18 protein-coding genes and 1 pseudogene are annotated in these 16716 nt (G+C 72.8%); 3 read left to right on the forward strand and 16 right to left on the reverse strand.

From position 1 onward, the window contains the following. The 14 genes and pseudogenes from ABZ573_RS14255 to ABZ573_RS14320 all read right to left on the reverse strand — a co-directional run. Window positions 1–92 (reverse strand): annotated as a pseudogene (locus ABZ573_RS14255) (electron transfer flavoprotein subunit beta); the annotation flags it as partial. A 3-nt stretch (window positions 93–95) separates the two neighbouring features. Further along, window positions 96–962 (reverse strand): enoyl-CoA hydratase, encoded by an 867-nt coding sequence (locus ABZ573_RS14260; protein ID WP_358118392.1) that lies wholly within the window; start codon window positions 960–962, stop codon window positions 96–98. Window positions 963–1042: 80 nt separating this feature from the next. Beyond that, on the reverse strand, window positions 1043–2059 hold the full coding sequence (locus ABZ573_RS14265; protein WP_151454527.1) for an acyl-CoA dehydrogenase: 1017 nt from the start codon (window positions 2057–2059) through the stop codon (window positions 1043–1045). Between the two features lie 6 nt (window positions 2060–2065). Next, window positions 2066–3205 (reverse strand): acyl-CoA dehydrogenase family protein, encoded by a 1140-nt coding sequence (locus ABZ573_RS14270; protein ID WP_358118395.1) that lies wholly within the window; start codon window positions 3203–3205, stop codon window positions 2066–2068. Window position 3206: 1 nt separating this feature from the next. Further along, window positions 3207–4457, reverse strand: coding sequence for an acyl-CoA dehydrogenase family protein (locus ABZ573_RS14275; protein ID WP_151454530.1), 1251 nt, complete (start codon window positions 4455–4457; stop codon window positions 3207–3209). A 29-nt stretch (window positions 4458–4486) separates the two neighbouring features. Continuing rightward, window positions 4487–5431, reverse strand: a complete 945-nt coding sequence (locus ABZ573_RS14280; protein WP_225852176.1) for an NADPH:quinone oxidoreductase family protein — start codon at window positions 5429–5431, stop codon at window positions 4487–4489. Window positions 5432–5473: 42 nt separating this feature from the next. Further along, window positions 5474–6262, reverse strand: coding sequence for an enoyl-CoA hydratase family protein (locus ABZ573_RS14285; protein WP_327028853.1), 789 nt, complete (start codon window positions 6260–6262; stop codon window positions 5474–5476). Further along, window positions 6259–6780: a MaoC/PaaZ C-terminal domain-containing protein gene (locus ABZ573_RS14290; RefSeq protein ID WP_358118398.1), complete on the reverse strand. Its 522-nt coding sequence runs from the start codon at window positions 6778–6780 to the stop codon at window positions 6259–6261. Before ABZ573_RS14290 ends, ABZ573_RS14285 begins: the two co-directional genes overlap by 4 nt. Next, window positions 6777–7250, reverse strand: a complete 474-nt coding sequence (locus ABZ573_RS14295) for a MaoC family dehydratase N-terminal domain-containing protein (RefSeq protein ID WP_358118400.1) — start codon at window positions 7248–7250, stop codon at window positions 6777–6779. Before ABZ573_RS14295 ends, ABZ573_RS14290 begins: the two co-directional genes overlap by 4 nt. A 60-nt stretch (window positions 7251–7310) precedes the next feature. Then, entirely contained in the window at window positions 7311–8108 is a 798-nt protein-coding gene (locus ABZ573_RS14300) for an SDR family oxidoreductase (RefSeq protein WP_358118402.1), read from the reverse strand. Then, the gene (locus tag ABZ573_RS14305) at window positions 8101–8976 is read right to left on the reverse strand and encodes an SDR family NAD(P)-dependent oxidoreductase (protein ID WP_358118404.1); all 876 of its coding nucleotides are present in this window, start codon (window positions 8974–8976) and stop codon (window positions 8101–8103) included. The genes ABZ573_RS14300 and ABZ573_RS14305 overlap by 8 nt, the downstream gene beginning before the upstream one ends. A gap of 2 nt (window positions 8977–8978) precedes the next feature. After that, window positions 8979–10094: a nitronate monooxygenase gene (locus ABZ573_RS14310; protein WP_151454519.1), complete on the reverse strand. Its 1116-nt coding sequence runs from the start codon at window positions 10092–10094 to the stop codon at window positions 8979–8981. Beyond that, a complete protein-coding gene (locus ABZ573_RS14315; protein ID WP_358118407.1) occupies window positions 10091–10918 on the reverse strand; it encodes a CoA-transferase in 828 nt (275 codons plus the stop codon). Before ABZ573_RS14315 ends, ABZ573_RS14310 begins: the two co-directional genes overlap by 4 nt. Further along, the gene (locus ABZ573_RS14320) at window positions 10915–11775 is read right to left on the reverse strand and encodes a CoA-transferase (RefSeq protein WP_327028855.1); all 861 of its coding nucleotides are present in this window, start codon (window positions 11773–11775) and stop codon (window positions 10915–10917) included. The genes ABZ573_RS14315 and ABZ573_RS14320 overlap by 4 nt, the downstream gene beginning before the upstream one ends. A 174-nt stretch (window positions 11776–11949) precedes the next feature. Between ABZ573_RS14320 and ABZ573_RS14325 the strand changes: the two genes are divergently transcribed. Beyond that, complete coding sequence (locus ABZ573_RS14325) at window positions 11950–12711, forward strand: enoyl-CoA hydratase-related protein (RefSeq protein ID WP_358118410.1); 762 nt, start codon at window positions 11950–11952, stop codon at window positions 12709–12711. Between the two features lie 4 nt (window positions 12712–12715). On the opposite strand, the gene ABZ573_RS14330 is transcribed toward ABZ573_RS14325, so the two are convergent. Further along, window positions 12716–13531, reverse strand: a complete 816-nt coding sequence (locus tag ABZ573_RS14330) for a sugar phosphate isomerase/epimerase family protein (RefSeq protein WP_358118412.1) — start codon at window positions 13529–13531, stop codon at window positions 12716–12718. Between the two features lie 44 nt (window positions 13532–13575). Next, window positions 13576–14520 carry an SDR family oxidoreductase gene (locus ABZ573_RS14335; protein ID WP_358118414.1) on the reverse strand — a complete coding sequence of 315 codons (945 nt, stop codon included), beginning with the start codon at window positions 14518–14520 and terminating at the stop codon, window positions 13576–13578. A 195-nt stretch (window positions 14521–14715) separates the two neighbouring features. Between ABZ573_RS14335 and ABZ573_RS14340 the strand changes: the two genes are divergently transcribed. Together ABZ573_RS14340 and ABZ573_RS14345 are read left to right on the forward strand one after the other, a co-directional pair. Then, window positions 14716–15303, forward strand: coding sequence for a TetR/AcrR family transcriptional regulator (locus ABZ573_RS14340; protein ID WP_151454513.1), 588 nt, complete (start codon window positions 14716–14718; stop codon window positions 15301–15303). Between the two features lie 11 nt (window positions 15304–15314). Then, entirely contained in the window at window positions 15315–16391 is a 1077-nt protein-coding gene (locus ABZ573_RS14345) for a phosphotransferase family protein (protein WP_358118417.1), read from the forward strand. Window positions 16392–16716: the final 325 nt, after the last annotated feature.

Genomic DNA, 16716 nt, shown 5'->3' on the forward strand with positions numbered 1-16716 from the left:
GCCGAACCGCGGTCGACGGTGTTGTCGTCAGCACGCAGGCTGCGGTCCGCGCCCGAATCGGGCACCTGCTTGACGAGTACGACGATGTTCATCGCTCACCCTTCCCTTCTCGCGGCGTCACGCATGCTCCGGGCGTCCTGGCCGCCGAGGGAGTCGGTGCCCACCTCGGCGTTGTGCGCGTGGGCCGCGTGGTGCAGCCCGAACACCGCATCCATCCCGTCCCGCAGGCCCATGAGGTCCTCGGCCTGGTTGACCGCCTTCTTGGTCAGCGCGAGACCCAGCCGCGGCATCTGTGCGATCCGCGCGGCGAGCCCCATGACCTCCGCCTCGAGGTCGTCCCTGGCGACGACCCGGTTGACCATGCCGAGCTCGGCCGCGCGCGCCGCCGGCATCCGGTCGCCGGTGAAGAGGAACTCCTTGGCGAACCGCGGACCCAGCACCCACGGGTGGGCGAAGTACTCGACCCCGGGGATCCCCATGCGCACGACCGGATCGGCGAAGAACGCGTCGTCCGACGCGACGATCAGGTCGCACGCCCAGGCGAGCATGAGGCCACCGGCGACACACGCTCCCTGCACCATGGCGATCGTCGGCTTGGGCAGCTCACGCCAGCGGCGGCACATCCCGAGGTACACCTCGGACTCGCGGGCGAGCCGGCTGTCCACCCCGGCCTTTCCGACGTGGTCCCACCACAGGCCCGCCCGCCGGTCGAACGACGAGTCGACGTCCCGACCCGGCGTGCCGATGTCGTGGCCGGCCGAGAAGTGCTTCCCCGCACCCGCCAGGACGATGACCTTCACCTCGTCGTCGGCGGCCGCGCGGTAGAACGCGTCGTCGATGGCATAGGTCATCGCGGAGTTCTGCGCGTTGCGGTACTCCGGTCGGTTCATCGTCACGACGGCCACCGGCCCCCGCGTCTCGTACCGGACGACCTCCACCGCCGCGTCGCTGGTCTCGCTCATCTGGATCTCCTTCTCGCCCCGGGGTCGGGTGTACGTCGTGAGGGTCGTGGGCCGCCGGTGAGTGCCTACGGGGCCAGCGGTCAGGACGCGGGGCGCGCGCCGGTCAGGCCGACACCGAGGTCCTCCAGCAGCGCCGCCCGATGCCAGGAGGCGCTGCCCCACGACGCCTCCAGAGCCCACGACCGCTTGAGGAACAGCTGCAGGTCGTACTCGGTCGTGTAACCGATCGCGCCGTGGCACTGCAGGGCAGCCCGGCCCACGACGTGCGCCGCCTCGGACGCCAACGCCTTGGCCGTCGCCAGTGAGCGCAGCCGGCCCGGGACGCCCGCGGCCAGCTCGAACCCGGCCGTCGCCACCACCGGCGCGGCGAACTCCAGTTGCAGCAGCGCCGTGGCGAGGTGGTGCTTGACCGCCTGGAAGCTGCCGATCGGCACCCCGAACTGCTCCCTGGCGCGCACGTGCTCGACTGTGAGTTCGAGCATCCGTCGGGACAGCCCGACAAGCTCGGCCGAGGCCGCCAGCACTCCCCGCTCCCAGGCCAGCCGCACCACCCGCGGGTCGTCCACGGTCGCCACGAGCCGCGCGCCCGCGTACCCGGTCAGGTCCAGCGCGAAGTCCACCGACGGCGAGGCCAAGGCCGTCGCCTCGGACACGTCGAGAACCTCGATGCGCCCGGTCCCGCCGAAGCCGCCGCTCAGCACCAGGTCGACACCGGAACCGAACGCGACCCGCCCGGTCGCCGCAGGGTCGGCACCGACCGTGAGCGACCCCTCGACGAGGCTCGCCAGCAGGTCCGGGGCGCCCGAGGCGAGCACCGCCGGAGCGACCGCGAGGGTCGCCGCGAGCGGCAGCGGGGCGGCGGAGTATCCGATCTGCGCGAAGACCGACACGAGGTGGTTCTCGTCCAGACCCAGCCCGCCGTCGTCCTCGGCCACGAGCAGCCCCGCCACGCCGAGGCCGGCCAGGCTCTCGGCCAGCGAGGCCACCTGCGCCGACCCGGCTCCGGCGCGCACCGTCGCCGGCGGGCACCGTTCGGTGAGCACCTGACGGACGACCGCCTCAAGGTCACGCTGCTCGTCACTCGGAGCGAACCGCACGCCTGGTCACCTCCTCGGCAGACCGAGCAGGCGCTCGGCGATGATGTTGCGCTGGATCTCGTTGGTGCCCGCGTAGATCGGACCCGACAGCGAGAACTGGTAGCCGCGGGTCCAGGGGCCGTCGACGAGCGCGTCCGGACCGAGCAGTTCCAGCGCCGTCTCGTGCAACGCGATGTCCAGCTCGGACCAGAAGACCTTGTTGAGGCTCGACCGCGCACCGGCCGGGCGACCCTCGACGATGTCGGTGACCTGCGCGAGCGTGAACTGCTGGTAGGCGTGCGCCTGCATCCACGAGCGCGCCACCCGGTCGCGGAGCAGATCGGTCGCCGCCTCGGCCCGCTCGCCCGCGAGCGCCACGAGCGCGTCGGCCGCCTTGCGGAAACGCCCCGGTGAGCGCAGCGTCAGGCCCCGCTCCGACCCGGTCGTCGACATCGCGACCGACCAGCCCTGGTCGACGCCGCCGAGAACCGCCGAGTCCGGTACGAACGCGTCCTCGAAGAACACGTCGGCGAAGCCCTCGTCACCGTCGAGCCGGTCGAACCCGCGCACCGTCACGCCCGGGGTGTCCAGCGGCACGAGGAAGTACGTCAGTCCCCGATGCCGCTGGGCCTGCGGGTCGGTGCGGAACAAACCGAACAGGTGGGTGCAGAACGCGCCCCGGGTCGACCACGTCTTCTGCCCGCTCAGGCGCCACCCGCCGGCCCGCTCGTCCCGCACCGCCCGGGACCGGATCCCCGCCAGGTCGCTGCCCGCGTTCGGCTCCGACCAGCCCTGGGCCCATAGGTCCCGCGCCGCCGCCATCCGCGGCAGCAACTCGTCCTGCTGCTCCTTCGTGCCGAACTCGAAGATCGTCGGGGCCAGCAGGAAGATGCCGTTCTGCGTCACCCGCTGCGGCGCACCGGCCCGGTAGTACTCCTCCTCGAAGATGAGCCACTGCCAGATCGAGGCATCGCGGCCGCCGTACTCCCTGGGCCACGACACGACCGACCACCGGTCGGTGTGCAGCGTCCGCTCCCACCCCAGGTGCGCGGCGAAGCCCTCCGCGGTGTCCCCGGATGGCAGCGGCTGCCGCGGCACGTTCGCCGCGAGCCAGTCGCGGGCCTCCGCCCGGAACTGCTCGTCCTGCGCCGACCAGGTCAGGTCCATCTCAGCCCCTCCTCGTCTCGGCGGCGCCCGTCGGCGCCGCGTCCCGGTAGCGGCGCAGTTGCGTGCGCGCCACCGTGCGCAGGTGCACCTCGTCCGGGCCGTCGGCGATGCCGAGGATCCGGGCGCTGGCCCACATCCGGGCCATCGGGAAGTCGTCGGTGACCCCACCACCGCCGTGCGCCTGGATCGAACGGTCCAGCACGTTGCGGGCGACCCGCGGCGCGACGACCTTGATCGCGGCGATCTCGGTCGCCGCGCCCTCGGGCCCGACCCGGTCGATGAGCCAGGCCGTCTTGAGCACGAGCAGGCGGGCCTGCTCGATCTCCAGGCGGGACTCGGCGATCCAGGTGCGCACCACGCCCTGCTCGGAGAGCGGGCCGCCGAACGCCTCGCGGGCCATCGTCCGGCGCACCAAGAGTTCGAGGCCGCGCTCGGCCATGCCGATGCAGCGCATCGCGTGGTGGATGCGGCCCGGGCCGAGACGGGCCTGGGCGATCGCGAAACCGTCGCCCTCGGCGCCGAGCAGGTTCGTCACCGGCACGCGTACGTCGTCGAACCGGATCTCGCAGTGGCCGTGCTGGTCGTGGTAGCCGAAGATCGGCAGCGAGCGCACGATCGTCACCCCGGGGGTGTCGACCGGCACGAGGACCATGGACTGCTGCCGGTAGACGGCCGCCTCCGGGTCCGTCTTGCCCATCAGCACGAGGATGTCGCAGCGCGGGTCCGCCGCGCCGGTCGTCCACCACTTGCGGCCGTTGACGACGTACGCGTCGCCGTCGCGCACGATCGAGGTGGCGATGTTGCGCGCGTCGGAGGAGGCGACGTCCGGCTCGGTCATCGCGAAGCCGGAACGCATGGTGCCCTCGAGCAACGGGGTGAGCCACTGTCGCTTCTGCTCGCGCGTGCCGAACAGGTGCAGCAGCTCCATGTTGCCCGTGTCCGGCGCGGCACAGTTGAGCGCCTCGGGAGCGAGGTAGGGCGAGCGTCCGGTCTCCTCGGCCAGGTAGGCGTACTCGAGGTTGGTGAGGCCCGACAGGTCAGGCAGGAAGAGGTTCCACAGACCCAGCTCGCGCGCCGTGACCTTCAGCTCTTCGACGACCGGCGGCAGGACGTGGGACACTCCCCCGTTCTCGCGGGCCGCGGCGCCGAGCTCGGCGGCGTACACCTTCTCGGCGGGGTAGACGTGCTCGGCCATGAACGTGCGCAACGTCGCGAGCAGTTCCCGCGAGCGCGGGCCGGGGCCGAGGTCCATCTGGGTCAGCTCGGTCGGGTCAGCCACCTTCATTCCTTGCCTGCTTTCATCCGGAGGGCGATCTTGCCGCGGGCGCCACGGTTCAGCACGGTGCCGAGCGCGCGGGCGGCCTCCTCCAGCGGGAAGACCTCGCTGACGTGTGGCCTCAGCCGGCCGGCCGCGATCCACCCGAGCAGCGTCGTCATGTTCGCGGCGTTGGCCTCCGGGTTGCGCTTGGCCCAGGCGCCCCAGAGGACCCCCAGCACCGCGCCCTCGGTGAGCAGCAGCCGGTTGAGCTTGACCTGCGGGATCTCGCCCGTCGCGTAGCCGACGGTGAGGAACCGCCCGGCCCACGCGAGGGTACGCAGCGCCGCGGTGGCGGCGTCGCCGCCGACGGGGTCGTAGACGACGTCGGCACCGGCGCCGCCGGTCAGCTCGCGCACCGTCGCCGTCAGGTCGTCGTAGCCGATCGCGTGGTCGGCCCCGTGCGCCAGGCACAGCTCGCGCTTGTCCTCGGTCGAGGCGGCCGCGATCACGGTCGCGCCGAGGGCCCTGCCGATCTGCACGGCGGTGAGGCCGACGCCACCGGAGGCGCCGAGCACGAGCAGCGTCTCGCCGGCGGCGAGACCGGCCCGGTCGACGAGCCCGTGGTACGACGTGCCGTAGACGACGGGAATCGTGCTGGCCTCGACGAGGTCGATGCCCTCGGGCAACGGGTGGACCAGGCGGGCGTCGACGAGCACCTGGGTGGCGTAGCCGCCGATGCCGCAGAAGCCGATGACGCGGGTGCCGACGGGCGGGCCGGTCACCCCGTCGCCGTGCGCCGCGACCGTGCCGGCGACCTCGCAGCCGGGCACGAACGGCAGCTCCGGCCTGGTCTGGTAGGTGCCGGCGACGATGAGGCCGTCGGGAAAGTTCACCCCGGCGCCGACGACGTCGACGAGCACCTGCCCGGGGCCGGGCTGCGGCTGCGGCCCGTCCGTGAGCGTGAGCACCTCGGGACCCCCGAGCTCACGGACCACCATCGCACGCACGGCTCAGCCCTCGCTGCCCGGGCGCGCCGCCTTGTCGGTGCCGGCGAACTCGTCGCGGATCCGGTCGGCGACCCCGGTGAGGTTGAGCTCGAAGGTGAAGCCCTGCTCGAAGCGGTAGCTGCGGTTGACGTCCCACAGGTCGATGCCGTTGAGGGAGGCCTTCGCGGCCCGGATGACGATGGGGTCCTTCGCGGCGATCTGCGTCGCGACGGCGAACGCCGCCTCGCGCAGCCGCTCGCGGGGCACGACGCTGTGGACCGAGCCGTACGCGTGCAGCTCCTGGGCGGTGGCCGTGGCCGAGGTGTAGACCATGGCGCGCATCCGGTGCTGGGGCACCATCCGGGACAGGTGGGTCGCGGCGCCGAGGGCGCCGCGGTCGACCTCGGGCAGGCCGAAGGTGGCGTCGTCGGAGGCGACGATGACGTCGGAGTTGCCGACCAGGCCGATGCCGCCCCCGAGGCAGAATCCGTTGACGGCGGTGACGACCGGGACGGGGCACTCGTAGACGGCCTTGAACGCGGCGTAGCAGCCGCGGTTGGCGCCGAGCAGCGCGGTGAAGCCGTCGGTGTGCTGCATCTCCTTGATGTCGACGCCGGCGTTGAAGCCGCGGCCCTCGGCGCGCAGCACGACGACCCGCACCGACTCGTCGGCGCCGGCGGCGTCGAGGGCGGAGGCGAGGGCGAACCAGCCGGCCACGGGCAGCGCGTTGACCGGCGGGTTGTCCACGACGACCTCGGCGATCCCGTCGGGGTGCACGGTCGTCGTCACGGATGCGTGGGTCGTGGGGCTCATCCCTGCTCCTCGGTGGTCTCGGGCCGCTCGCCGGTCCCGGGTGTCGCGGCGTCGGGGGCCGCCTCGGGCAGCACGAACGTCGCCCAGGCGGTGACGGCCGTGTCGCCGGTCTGACGCCGGCAGGTCAGCTCGACGTCGACGCGGCCCTCACGTCCGTCCGCACCCTCGATCACGTAGGTGCGCAGCGGAACGCCCTCGAGCGTGAGGGTGTCGCCCGGCCACACCTGGGCCAGGAACCGGATGCGGAAGTCACGCACGTTCCGGCCGCCGAGCCAGTCGGTGGCGTACGTGCCGAGCAGGCTGGCCTGCCACATGCCCACCGAGAAGGGGCTCGGGAACCCGGCGGCCCTGGCGAAGACCTCGTCGTGGTGGATCGGGTTCATGTCACCCGAGGCGCCCTGGTAGCGGACGAAGTCGGTGCGGGTCACCGGGCCGTGGACGCGCGCCGGCGGGGCCGCCGGTACGGGCAGGCCGACCTCGGTCGTGCCGGGCCGGGTGGTGACGGTCGTGTCGCTCATGCGGAGGCTCCGTCCTGCGTCGCGGCCCCGCTGTCCGGCGGCCGGGCCGTCTCGACCCCGGTGAGCTTGGCCTGGGCGACGAGACGCCCGGTCTCGTCGCGGAAGTCGGTGTACATCACCGCGAAGGTCATCTCACCGCCGCGGCGCCCCACCTTGGTGTAGATCTCGCCGATGCGCGACTGGCAGGTGAGCCTGGTCCCGGCGCGCGGCGGCTCGCCGAAGAAGGTGTACTGCTGCTCGGCGTGCAGGCCGCGCTGCTGGTCGAGCTCGACCGCCGGCCACGGGTCGGCGTCATCGCCCTGCCAGAAGAAGGTCGTCGTGAGGAACGTCGGCTGTACGACCGGGTCCTCCTCCCGCAGGTAGGCCGCGTCGGCCGCTCCGGTGGCCAGCGCGAACTCGCGGATCTTGCCGCGCTCGACGTCGAGCCGGAAGGGGGCGCCGGTGACGCCCTGCGCGTCGGGGTTGGCCACGACGAGCTCCTTTCGTTCATCGGTACGCGCCGGCGCGGGTCGCCGGCGCGCACCGGACGGTCACGGGTGCTGGCTCGAGACGGACACGACCTCGCCGGTCATGTACGACGAGTAGTCGCTGGCGAGGAAGACGATGACGTTGGCGATCTCCCACGGCGTCGCGGCCCGGCCGAAGGCCTCCTGGGCCGAGAGCTGGGCGAGCAGCTCGTCACTTGTCACCTTGGCCAGGTGGGCGTGCACCGCGATGCTCGGCGACACCGCGTTGACCCGGACGCCGTGCTCGGCGACGTCGAGGGCCGCGCACCGGGTCAGCGCCATGACGCCGGCCTTGGCCGCGGCGTAGTGCGCCTGCCCCTTCTGCGCGCGCCAGCCGATGACGGAGGCGTTGTTGACGATGACCCCCTTACCGGCCGGGATCATGTGCCGCAGCACCGACCGGGTCGCCTTGAACGTCGAGGTCAGGGTCACCGACAGGACGGAGTCCCACTGGTCGTCGGTCATGTCCTGCACGGCCGCGGTGCCGCCGAGGCCGGCGTTGTTGACGAGCACGTCGATGCCGCCGAGTTCGGCGGCGACGGTGTCCATGAGGTGGTCGAGCTGGGCCTGGTCGGTGACGTCGCAGGGCACCCCGAGGGGCCGGGTCCCGGTGAGCCGCTCGATCTCGTCGACCGACTCGGCGAGGCGGCGCTCGTGCCGGTCGCTGACGGCGACCCGCGCGCCTTCCTCGGCGGCGCGGCGCGCCGTCGCGAAGCCGATGCCGGTGCCGGCCGCGGCGGTGACGAGCACCGAGCGCCCGGAGAGCAGCCCGTGGGCGGGGCCGGCCCAGTCGGCGGCGTTGGTGTGACCGGTGTCAGGCACGGGCGGCCATCTCCTTCGCGATCTCCCCGACGCTCCAGCGGGCGCCCTTGTCGATGGTCCAGTCGTAGCTCCACGGCGCGAAGCGACGGATCTCGCCACCCTTGGCGTAGTACACCTCGCCGGTCACCGGCGCGTCGGCGGTGAGCAGCCAGGCGACGAGCGGGGAGACGTTGCCCGGGTGGTAGACGTCGAACGCGGCGGGGTCGGCCGGGGCGGCGACCAGTTCGCCGATGCCGGGCAGGTCCTGGGTCATCCGGGTACGCGCGACCGGGACGATCGCGTTGACGCGTACGCCGTAGCGGCCGATCTCCTGGGCGAGGATGACGGTGAGGGCCGCGATGGCGGCCTTGCCCGCGCCGTAGTTGGTCTGCCCGACGGCGCCGATGAGGCCCGAGGTCGAGGAGACGTTGACGATCGAGGCGACCGGCTGGTTGCCGGCCTTGGACTCGGTGCGCCAGTGGTCGGCGAACACCCGGCACGGCGCGAACGTCGCGCGCAGCTGGCCGCGGATCACCGCGTCCCAGTCGTCCTCGCTCATGTTCACGAACATCCGGTCCCGCAGGATGCCGGCGTTGTTGACGAGGCCGTCGACGCGCCCGTAGGTGTCGCGGGCGAGCGCGAGCAGCTCGCGGGCGCCCTCGGTGGTGGCGACGTCCGCGGTGCTGGCCACGGCCTGCCCGCCGGCGGTCGTGATCTCGGCGGCGACGGCCTCGACGACCGCGGGGTCGCCGCCGGTGCCGTCGGCGGCGGCGCCGGTGTCGGCGACGACGACCGAGGCGCCTTCGGCGGCGGCGAGCAGCGCGTGCTCTCGGCCGAGGCCGCGGCCGGCGCCGGTGACGACGACGACCCGTCCCTGCAGTGCTCCCATGACTAGTCCTCCTCGGGCAGGGCCGGGGCCGACGCGACCGGCGCGGGCACGCCGAGTCGGTCGAGGGTCCGGGTGGCCTCGTCGATGATGCGGTCGATGAGCTCGGCGACGCTCGGGACGTCGTCGATGAGTCCGACGACCTGGCCGGTGGCCATGACGCCGACGTCGGTCCTGCCCTCGATCAGGGCCGACCGGTAGAGCATCGGGGCATTGGCCGCCATGACGACCTGGCTCCACGTCAGGTCGTGTGCCTTGCGCATGGCCAGGCCCTCGCGGACCATGTCGCCCCACGGCGTGCGGGACAGCTTCTGGAAGGCGACGGCGTTGCGCACGGCCCGCAGCAGTCGGCCGGGCGCGGAGGTGCGCTCCAGTTCCTCGATCGTGCCGGCGCGCAGCACGCGCTGCGGCACGCCGTCGACCTGGAGGGTCAGTACGGTGTCGTTGACCGTCTTGGCCAGGTAGACGTCCTTGACCGACGACTCGACGGGCGAGTCGCTGGTGAGCAGGAAGCGGGTGCCCATGGCGATGCCCTCGGCACCGTAGGCGAGCGCGGCGACGAGGCCGCGGCCGTCGAAGAAGCCGCCGGCGCCGATGACCGGGATGTCGACGGCGTCGACGACCTGGGGCAGCAGCAGGCTGGTGGGCACCCCGCCGGTGTGGCCGCCGCCCTCGCCGCCCTGCACGATGACGGCGTCGGCGCCCCACGCGGCGACCTTCTCGGCGTGGCGGCGCGCGCCGATCGACGGGACGACGACGAGGCCGGCGTCCTTGCACCTGGCGATGAGTTCCTGCTTGGGGGCCAGCGCGAAGGAGGCGACCTTGACGCCGGCCGAGATGAGCAGGTCGATGCGCTTGACGACGTCGGGCTGGTCGGCGCGGATGTTGACGCCGAACGGCGCGTCGGTGCCGGCCTGGATCTGCTCGACGGCCACGACGAGCTCGTCGTAGGACAGCAGGCCGGCCGCGAGGATGCCCAGCCCGCCGGCGTTGGCCGTCGCGGTGGTCAGGCGCACGTCGGAGACGTAGCCCATGCCGGTCTGGACGATCGGGTACCGCACCCCGAACAGGTCGGTCGCCCGGGTGCGCAGCGTCGGGTGCGGCTCCTGGGCCCGGCTCATGCGGGGATCTCGCGGTCGCGCAGCGAGCGGGGGTCGATGACCTCGCGGATGAGGCGCAGCTCCTCGGCGGTCGGCTCGCGGGTGGCCGGGACCTCGCCCTCGACGTGCAGGTCGCAGCCGGTGGCCGCGCGGACCTCCTCGAGCGTGACGCCGGGGTGCAGGCTGAGCAGGCGCAGCGCGCCGTCGGGACCGCCGAAGTCGAGGACCGCGAGGTTGGTGACGACCCGGCGCAGATCGTGGTACGCGCTCGCGGCCGGGCCGGCGGCGCGGGCGCTGTCGGTGCCGACGCCGGAGATCATGTCGACGGTACGGACGAAGCTGCGCGTGGAGTGGTTGGGCACCCAGTAGCTGGTCGGGTGGTAGACGCTGTTGCCGGGGGCGCCGCGCACGCCGAGCAGTTGGACCTTCGGCTGGGCGTAGTCGCCGATGGCCGAGATGTTGGTGTTGCCGTGCCCGTCGATCTGGACCGGGATCATCATGACGTGCCGCTTGCCGTGCCAGACGAGGTCGAAGATCGTGCGGAACGGGCTCCAGCCCTCGACGACGACGCCCTCGGTGGCGTGCGGGTCCGCGCCGATCGGCCAGGTGCCGGAGACGAAGTGGGCCTCGCCGTCGGTGAGCAGCAGGTCGGGGGCGACGGTGAGCCGGGCGAGGCGGACGCCGATGGCCGGGATCGTGCCGAAGGCGCTGGCGATGGACTCGCCGTCGCCGGCGAACGCGTCCGCCACGGCGACCGCGCAGTACTCGGCGCGGGTCACCGGCGCGTCGGCAGTGCTGGCGCTGCCCGTGGGCTGGTCCGCGGACTCGGTGACGGCGCTGCTCATGCGACCTCCTCGGCTCGGGCGGCGACGGCCGCCTGATAGTCATCTTCCGTACCGGACAGGTACCGCTTCTCGAACTTGGCCCAGGCCTGCGGGTCGCCGGCGGCCTTGACGTACTCGCGCTGGAAGGCCTCGTCGCGCTCGTAGTCGGGGGCGCAGGAGGTGAAGTGCGCGCCGTTCGGGGTCTCGACGACGCCGGCGACGAGCTGACGGTTGATCTTGATCGTCGCCGAGTGCCCGGCGGCGCTGAGCTCGGCCGTGGGCACGATCCGCTCGCAGGACATGAAGGCCTGGTCGGCGGCGAGGCAGTAGAGGTCGTCGAAGTACGGGTCGGGCCCGAGGAACTGGCCGTTGCCCTGGGCGTCGGCGCGGTTCATGTGCACGAGGGCCGCGTCGAGGCGCAGCGGCGGCATGGCCACGAGCTGCTCGGTACCGTACGGGTCCTGGACGAGCTTGAGGTCGGGATTGTGCTTCAGGACGTCCGACCCGAGCCCGGCGCGGGTCGGCAGGAAGGGCAGGCGGATGCCGGCGGCGTACAGCCCCCACTGGAGCATGCCCTCGTCGTACTCGGCGACCTCGACGGCGCCCCTCTGCCGCGCGGCACGGAAGTGCGGGTCGAGGGCGATGCTGTCGAGCGAGACGAAACCGAAGACGACCTTCCTGACCTTGCCCGCGGCACAGAGCAGGCCGACGTCCGGCCCGCCGTAGCTGACGACGGTCAGGTCCCTGAGGTCGGAGCGCAGGATCTCGCGTACGAGGGCCATGGGCTTGCGCCGTGAGCCCCATCCCCCGATGCCGATGGTCATTCCGGATCGGAGCCGCGACACGACGTCGCGCGTTGTCAGAGTCTTGTCGGCCATGTGTCCCTCATCGTTTCGTCTCGGGGCACTGCTCCAGCGCGGTGGCGAGCGGTGCGGAAAGGCGAGTCGCGTGCCGGGCATCCGTGGCCGGGCCACCATGTAGCAAGCGCTTGGTTGGTAGACTAACAGCCATCGGGAGTGGGTCAAGACCCTGATGCGAAGGAGGGCGGGACGATGGGCACGGTGGTGTGCGAGCGCGTCGGCGCGGTGGGCGTCGTCAGGATCAACCGCCCTCAGGTGCGTAACGCCCTCGACCCCGACACCCTCCTGGCGATGACCGACGCCCTGCTCGGGTACGACGCGGACCCGGGCGTGCGCGCGGTCGTGCTGACCGGCACCGGCGAGTTGTCCTTCAGCGCCGGGATGGACCTGCGCGCCGCGGCCGAGGGACGCCTGGTCGACGTGGCCCGCAGCCCTCTCACGCTACTGCGCGGCGGCTACCGCAAGCCGGTCATCGCCGCGGTCAACGGGCCCGCCGTCGGCGGCGGCTTCGAGCTCGCCCTCGCCTGCGACCTCGTGGTCGCGGCCGAGCACGCCTACTTCGCACTGCCCGAGGTGGGGCGCGGCATCGCCGCCTCCGAGGGCGGCACCGACCTGCCCCGTCGCCTGCCGATCGCCGTCGCCCTCGAGCTCGGGCTGACGGCCGAGCCACTTCCGGCGGCCCGGGCCCACGAGCTGGGCCTGGTCAACGCCGTGGTACCCGCCGACGAGGTCCTCCCGCGCGCGCTCGCGCTCGGCGCCCGGATCGCGACCCACTCTCCGGCGGCGGTGCTGGCGACCAAGCGGCTCATGCACCTGAGCCTCGACCCCCGCGAACGCGACCTCGCCGCGGCCAACCGGCTCGCGACCCTCGAACTGCTGGCCGGGCCCGATGCCGCCGAGGGCGCGGCCGCGTTCGTCGCCAGGCGCGCGCCGCGGTGGGCGGACGCGCCCTGAGCGCTCAGGGACGCACCGCCGCGATCTGCTCGCGCAGCCAGGTGATCGAGCGGGTCACCGCCGACTCGGCCCCCTCAGCCTCGATGGCCGGGCCGAGCAGCTCGACGTCGACGATGCCGGTGTAGCCGGCCCGCAGCACGCTCCCCAGCAGGCCGGCCATCGGCAGGTCGGCGTCCCCGGGCACCCACCGGTTCGGGAAGGTCGAGGTGCCGACCCGGAAGTCGGACACCTGCAGGATCTCGATCCGCGCGACCCGCTCGCGGACCAGGTCGGCCAGTCCCCGCTCCTGCCAGCAGCAGTAGAGGTCGAGGCAGATGCCGATGCCGCAGAGGTCGGCCAGGGCGAGGGCGTCCCGCGCGGTGTGCGTGAAGCTCAGGTCGCACCTGACCGGCAGGGTGTTCTCCACAGCGAGGCGCACCCCGTACTCACGGGCGGTGGCCACGACCGGGGCGATCCGCTCGGCGAACCGGTCGGCCGCCGCCTCCCACGTCAGGTGCGCCGAGGGGCCCGACGTGAGGTAGACGAGGTCGGCTCCGAGCGTACGGGCGTCGACGACGCCGGTCCGCAGCGCCGCGACCTGCTGCGCCCAGCCCGACTCGTCGTCCGGATGGGCGGTGAAGCCGTGCACGAGGTAGCCGAGCCGTACGTCGTGCTCGGCGAGCAGGTCGCCGAGGGCCGGCACGCCGAAGGCGGCGACCTTTCCGCACTGCAGGCCGACGAGGTCGGTGCCGGTACGCCGGTACATCGCGATCTCCTCGGGCAGGGCCCAGGACATCGCGGCCATGCCGCTGACGCAGAGCGGGTTGATCGTGGTGGACATCGGGCCCCTGTCGGGTTCGGGGTCGTCCGGGTGTCGGACGTCGGTCAGTCGAGGTATTCGACGCGCACCCGGCGCACCCCGAGGGGCGCCAGGTGCGGCCGCAGCCGCGCCGTGACGGCCTCGGCGATCCGCTCCGGGGTCCACGCGGCGTGCCGCAGCACGGGGTCGGCGAGCGCCGGGTGGGTCGTCAGCATGAGCTCGGGACCGTTGGCGCGCAGCACCTGGCCGGTGAGCTCGGCGCTGAGGTCCGAGAGCAGGTAGATCAGCAGCGGCACGTTGGCCTCGGGGGCGATCCCCGCGTTCTGCCCGCTCGGGGCACCCCGGAACTGCGCGAGCACCTCGGCCATCCGGGTCTGCGCGTTCGGGGAGATGGCGTTGACGCGGATCCCGGCCTCGGCGAGCTCGGCTGCCCACGCGTAGGTGAGCGTGGCGATCGCGGCCTTCGTCGCCCCGTACACGGCCGTCTCGGCGCGGCCCATCTGCTCGCCCGAGGTGACGTTGACCAGGACCCCGTGGCCCTGGGTGCGCATCGCCGCGATCGCGGCGTCGCCCCAGGCGATGGTGCCGAGCACGTTGACCTCGAGCAGCCGGCGCACGGCGGCCTCGGCCTCCGTGCCGGCGTGGGCCATGGCGAAGACGCCGGCGTTGTTGACGAGGCCGTCGAGCTGGCCGTGCTCGGCGAGGCAGTCACGCACGACGTCGTGCGCGGTCGCCCAGTCCGCGACGTCGGCGACCCGGATCGAGCCACGGCCACCAGCCGCGGCGAGCTGCCCGCCGAGCCGCTCGAGTCCCCGCTCGTCGACGTCGACGGCGACCACGTGGGCCCCGGCCGCGGCGATGCCGCGCGCGTACGCCGCCCCCAACCCGTTGGCAGCGCCGGTGACGATGACGACGCGGCCGGCGAGCAGGCCGGCCCCCTCGTCGAGGCTGGCGGCGGGTGGACGACCGGGCCCGTTGCCGGGCGGCACGGTGGGGATCGGATCGGGCATGCGGGCAGCCCCTCTCGGCGATCGAAGCCGGAGCGCGAACCTCCGCGCAATCTAACGAGCGCTTGGTTGGTTGAACGCTAGGCGACACGATCTCCCCGGTCAAGGAAGATCCTTGCCTCCACGCGCACAGGGGGTGTCGAGTGGTATAAACAAGCGCTTGACCGACAACGTTCGAGGAAACCGGGAGCATCCCAGATGTCGACGACCCAGGACCGCCGCTCGGTCATCCTCGACAACGCCGCGCACCTGTTCGCCGCCAAGGGGATCGGCGCCACGACCGTCCGCGAGATCGCCGACTCGGTCGGCATCCTCTCGGGCAGCCTCTACCACCACTTCAAGTCCAAGGACGAGATGGTCGACGCGATCATCTCGGACTACCTGACCGACCTGACCGACCGCTACGCCAAGGTGCTGGCGTCCGAGGAAAGGCCGGCGACCCAGCTACGCGAGCTCGTGACGAGCTCGCTGGCCAACATCGAGGCACACCCGCACGCGACCGAGATCTACCAGAACTCGAGCACCTACCTGCCCACGATCGAGGGCTACGAGCACATCCGCGAGTCGGCCGCCTCGATCCAGCGGGCCTGGATCCAGGTGCTCGAGGCCGGCATCGCCAGCGGCGACTTCCGCAACGACATCCCGGTACGCGTACTGCACGGCATGCTGCGTGACTCGCTGTGGCTCTCGGTCCGCTGGTTCAAGCCGACCCCGTCGTACTCCATGGCGACCTTCGCCGACGACCTCGTCTCGGTGTACCTCGACGGGATTCTCGCCCGCGACTGAGGAGGCGCTCCATGACGGCAGCGGGTCATGCCCGGACCGGTCCGGCCCCGAGCGGCACCACCCGACACCCCGGGCTCCCGGCGGGGGTCGACGCCTGGCTCGGCCGCGCCGTGCCCGAGCTGCGGGGGAACCTGCGACACGAGCTCATCGCCGGGGGACGCTCCAACCTCACCTACCGGACCACCGACGCGGCCGGCCACGTCGTCGTGCTGCGACGTCCACCGCTCGGGGACCACCCGGCCACCGCGCACGACGTGCTGCGCGAAGCGCGGATCCTCCGTGGGCTGCATGGCCACCTCCCGGCGCCGCGAGTGCTCGCCGTCGAGGAGACGGGCGAGGTGGCCGGCGCCCCTCTCGTCGTGCTCGAGCACCTCGACGGCACGATCCTGCGCAGCCCCGCCGACGTCGAGCGGCTCACGACCGAGGCCGACCGCGCGCTCATCGGCCCCGCGATCGTCGACGCCCTCGTGGCCCTGCACGGGCTCGGGCCGGAGGTCATCGGGCTCGGGGGTCTGGCCCACCGCCGCGACTACATCACCCGCCAGCTCGGGCGCTGGCACGACAACTGGCACCGGACCAGGATCCGCGACCTGCCCGATCTGCAGACCGCGCACGAGCATCTCGTGGCCGCGGCTCCCGAGCAGTCCCGCTCGGGGATCGTGCACGGGGACTTCCGCCTCGACAACTGCATGCTCGACTCCCGGTGGCGGGTGCAGGGCGTGCTCGACTGGGAGCTGACCACGGTCGGAGACCCCCTGGCCGACGTCGGCCAGCTGCTCGTCTACTGGGCGCAGGCCGACGACGAGGCCCGTGCGCTGCACGACCCGGCCACGGTCCTGCCCGGCTTCTCGACCCGGGACGAACTGCTCGCCCGGTACTGCCTCGCCACCGGCACCGACCTGGCCCGGATCGACTACTTCGTCGCCTACAACTGGTGGAAGACCGCGTGCATCGTCGAGGGCGTGCACACCAGGGTCGCGCAGGGCGCGATGAGCGGTGGCGACCGCACCGCGGCCTCGTTCGCCGAGCAGTCGGCCGCCGTCGCCGGCCGGGCCGCGACCCTCGCGGCGGCGCTGCGCCGGCACTGACCCCGGCCCGGCCGCGGACCCAAGCACCCCGACACCTCCGACCCGGCACAGGAACCCCGGTCGCGTTCGCACCGGGGCCCCTACCGAGGGTCGACGACCGCGCACCTGCCGGCCGCCAGTGAGCGTCGACGAGGATGCGGGTCGTTGGTGGTGCCGAGGTTGTGCCGTGCCGGGTGTCGGCGTGCGGGGGCTGTTCCCCTCGTAGCCGCGGCCAACAGTGATCGGCGTGACGAAGCGCCCGCTCATGCCGCCGACCGTGCGCGTTCGGCGCCGCCCTGTCGTGCCGAGAAGGGTGCGTTGACAGTTCATCGCTTGGTAACGCGAA

Origin of the sequence: Micromonospora sp. NPDC007220, from assembly GCF_040634035.1 — a bacterium.
Classification (GTDB): domain Bacteria; phylum Actinomycetota; class Actinomycetes; order Mycobacteriales; family Micromonosporaceae; genus Micromonospora; species Micromonospora reichwaldensis.

Coding starts and splice junctions, on each gene's coding strand:
- ABZ573_RS14260 (WP_358118392.1), bottom strand. CDS start 962: ATGAGCGAGACCAGCGACGCGGCGGTGGAGGTCGTCCGGTACGAGACG.
- ABZ573_RS14270 (WP_358118395.1), bottom strand. CDS start 3,205: ATGGACCTGACCTGGTCGGCGCAGGACGAGCAGTTCCGGGCGGAGGCC.
- ABZ573_RS14275 (WP_151454530.1), bottom strand. CDS start 4,457: ATGGACCTCGGCCCCGGCCCGCGCTCGCGGGAACTGCTCGCGACGTTG.
- ABZ573_RS14285 (WP_327028853.1), bottom strand. CDS start 6,262: ATGAGCCCCACGACCCACGCATCCGTGACGACGACCGTGCACCCCGAC.
- ABZ573_RS14290 (WP_358118398.1), bottom strand. CDS start 6,780: ATGAGCGACACGACCGTCACCACCCGGCCCGGCACGACCGAGGTCGGC.
- ABZ573_RS14305 (WP_358118404.1), bottom strand. CDS start 8,976: ATGGGAGCACTGCAGGGACGGGTCGTCGTCGTCACCGGCGCCGGCCGC.
- ABZ573_RS14310 (WP_151454519.1), bottom strand. CDS start 10,094: ATGAGCCGGGCCCAGGAGCCGCACCCGACGCTGCGCACCCGGGCGACC.
- ABZ573_RS14315 (WP_358118407.1), bottom strand. CDS start 10,918: ATGAGCAGCGCCGTCACCGAGTCCGCGGACCAGCCCACGGGCAGCGCC.
- ABZ573_RS14320 (WP_327028855.1), bottom strand. CDS start 11,775: ATGGCCGACAAGACTCTGACAACGCGCGACGTCGTGTCGCGGCTCCGA.
- ABZ573_RS14325 (WP_358118410.1), top strand. CDS start 11,950: ATGGGCACGGTGGTGTGCGAGCGCGTCGGCGCGGTGGGCGTCGTCAGG.
- ABZ573_RS14330 (WP_358118412.1), bottom strand. CDS start 13,531: ATGTCCACCACGATCAACCCGCTCTGCGTCAGCGGCATGGCCGCGATG.
- ABZ573_RS14335 (WP_358118414.1), bottom strand. CDS start 14,520: ATGCCCGATCCGATCCCCACCGTGCCGCCCGGCAACGGGCCCGGTCGT.
- ABZ573_RS14340 (WP_151454513.1), top strand. CDS start 14,716: ATGTCGACGACCCAGGACCGCCGCTCGGTCATCCTCGACAACGCCGCG.
- ABZ573_RS14345 (WP_358118417.1), top strand. CDS start 15,315: ATGACGGCAGCGGGTCATGCCCGGACCGGTCCGGCCCCGAGCGGCACC.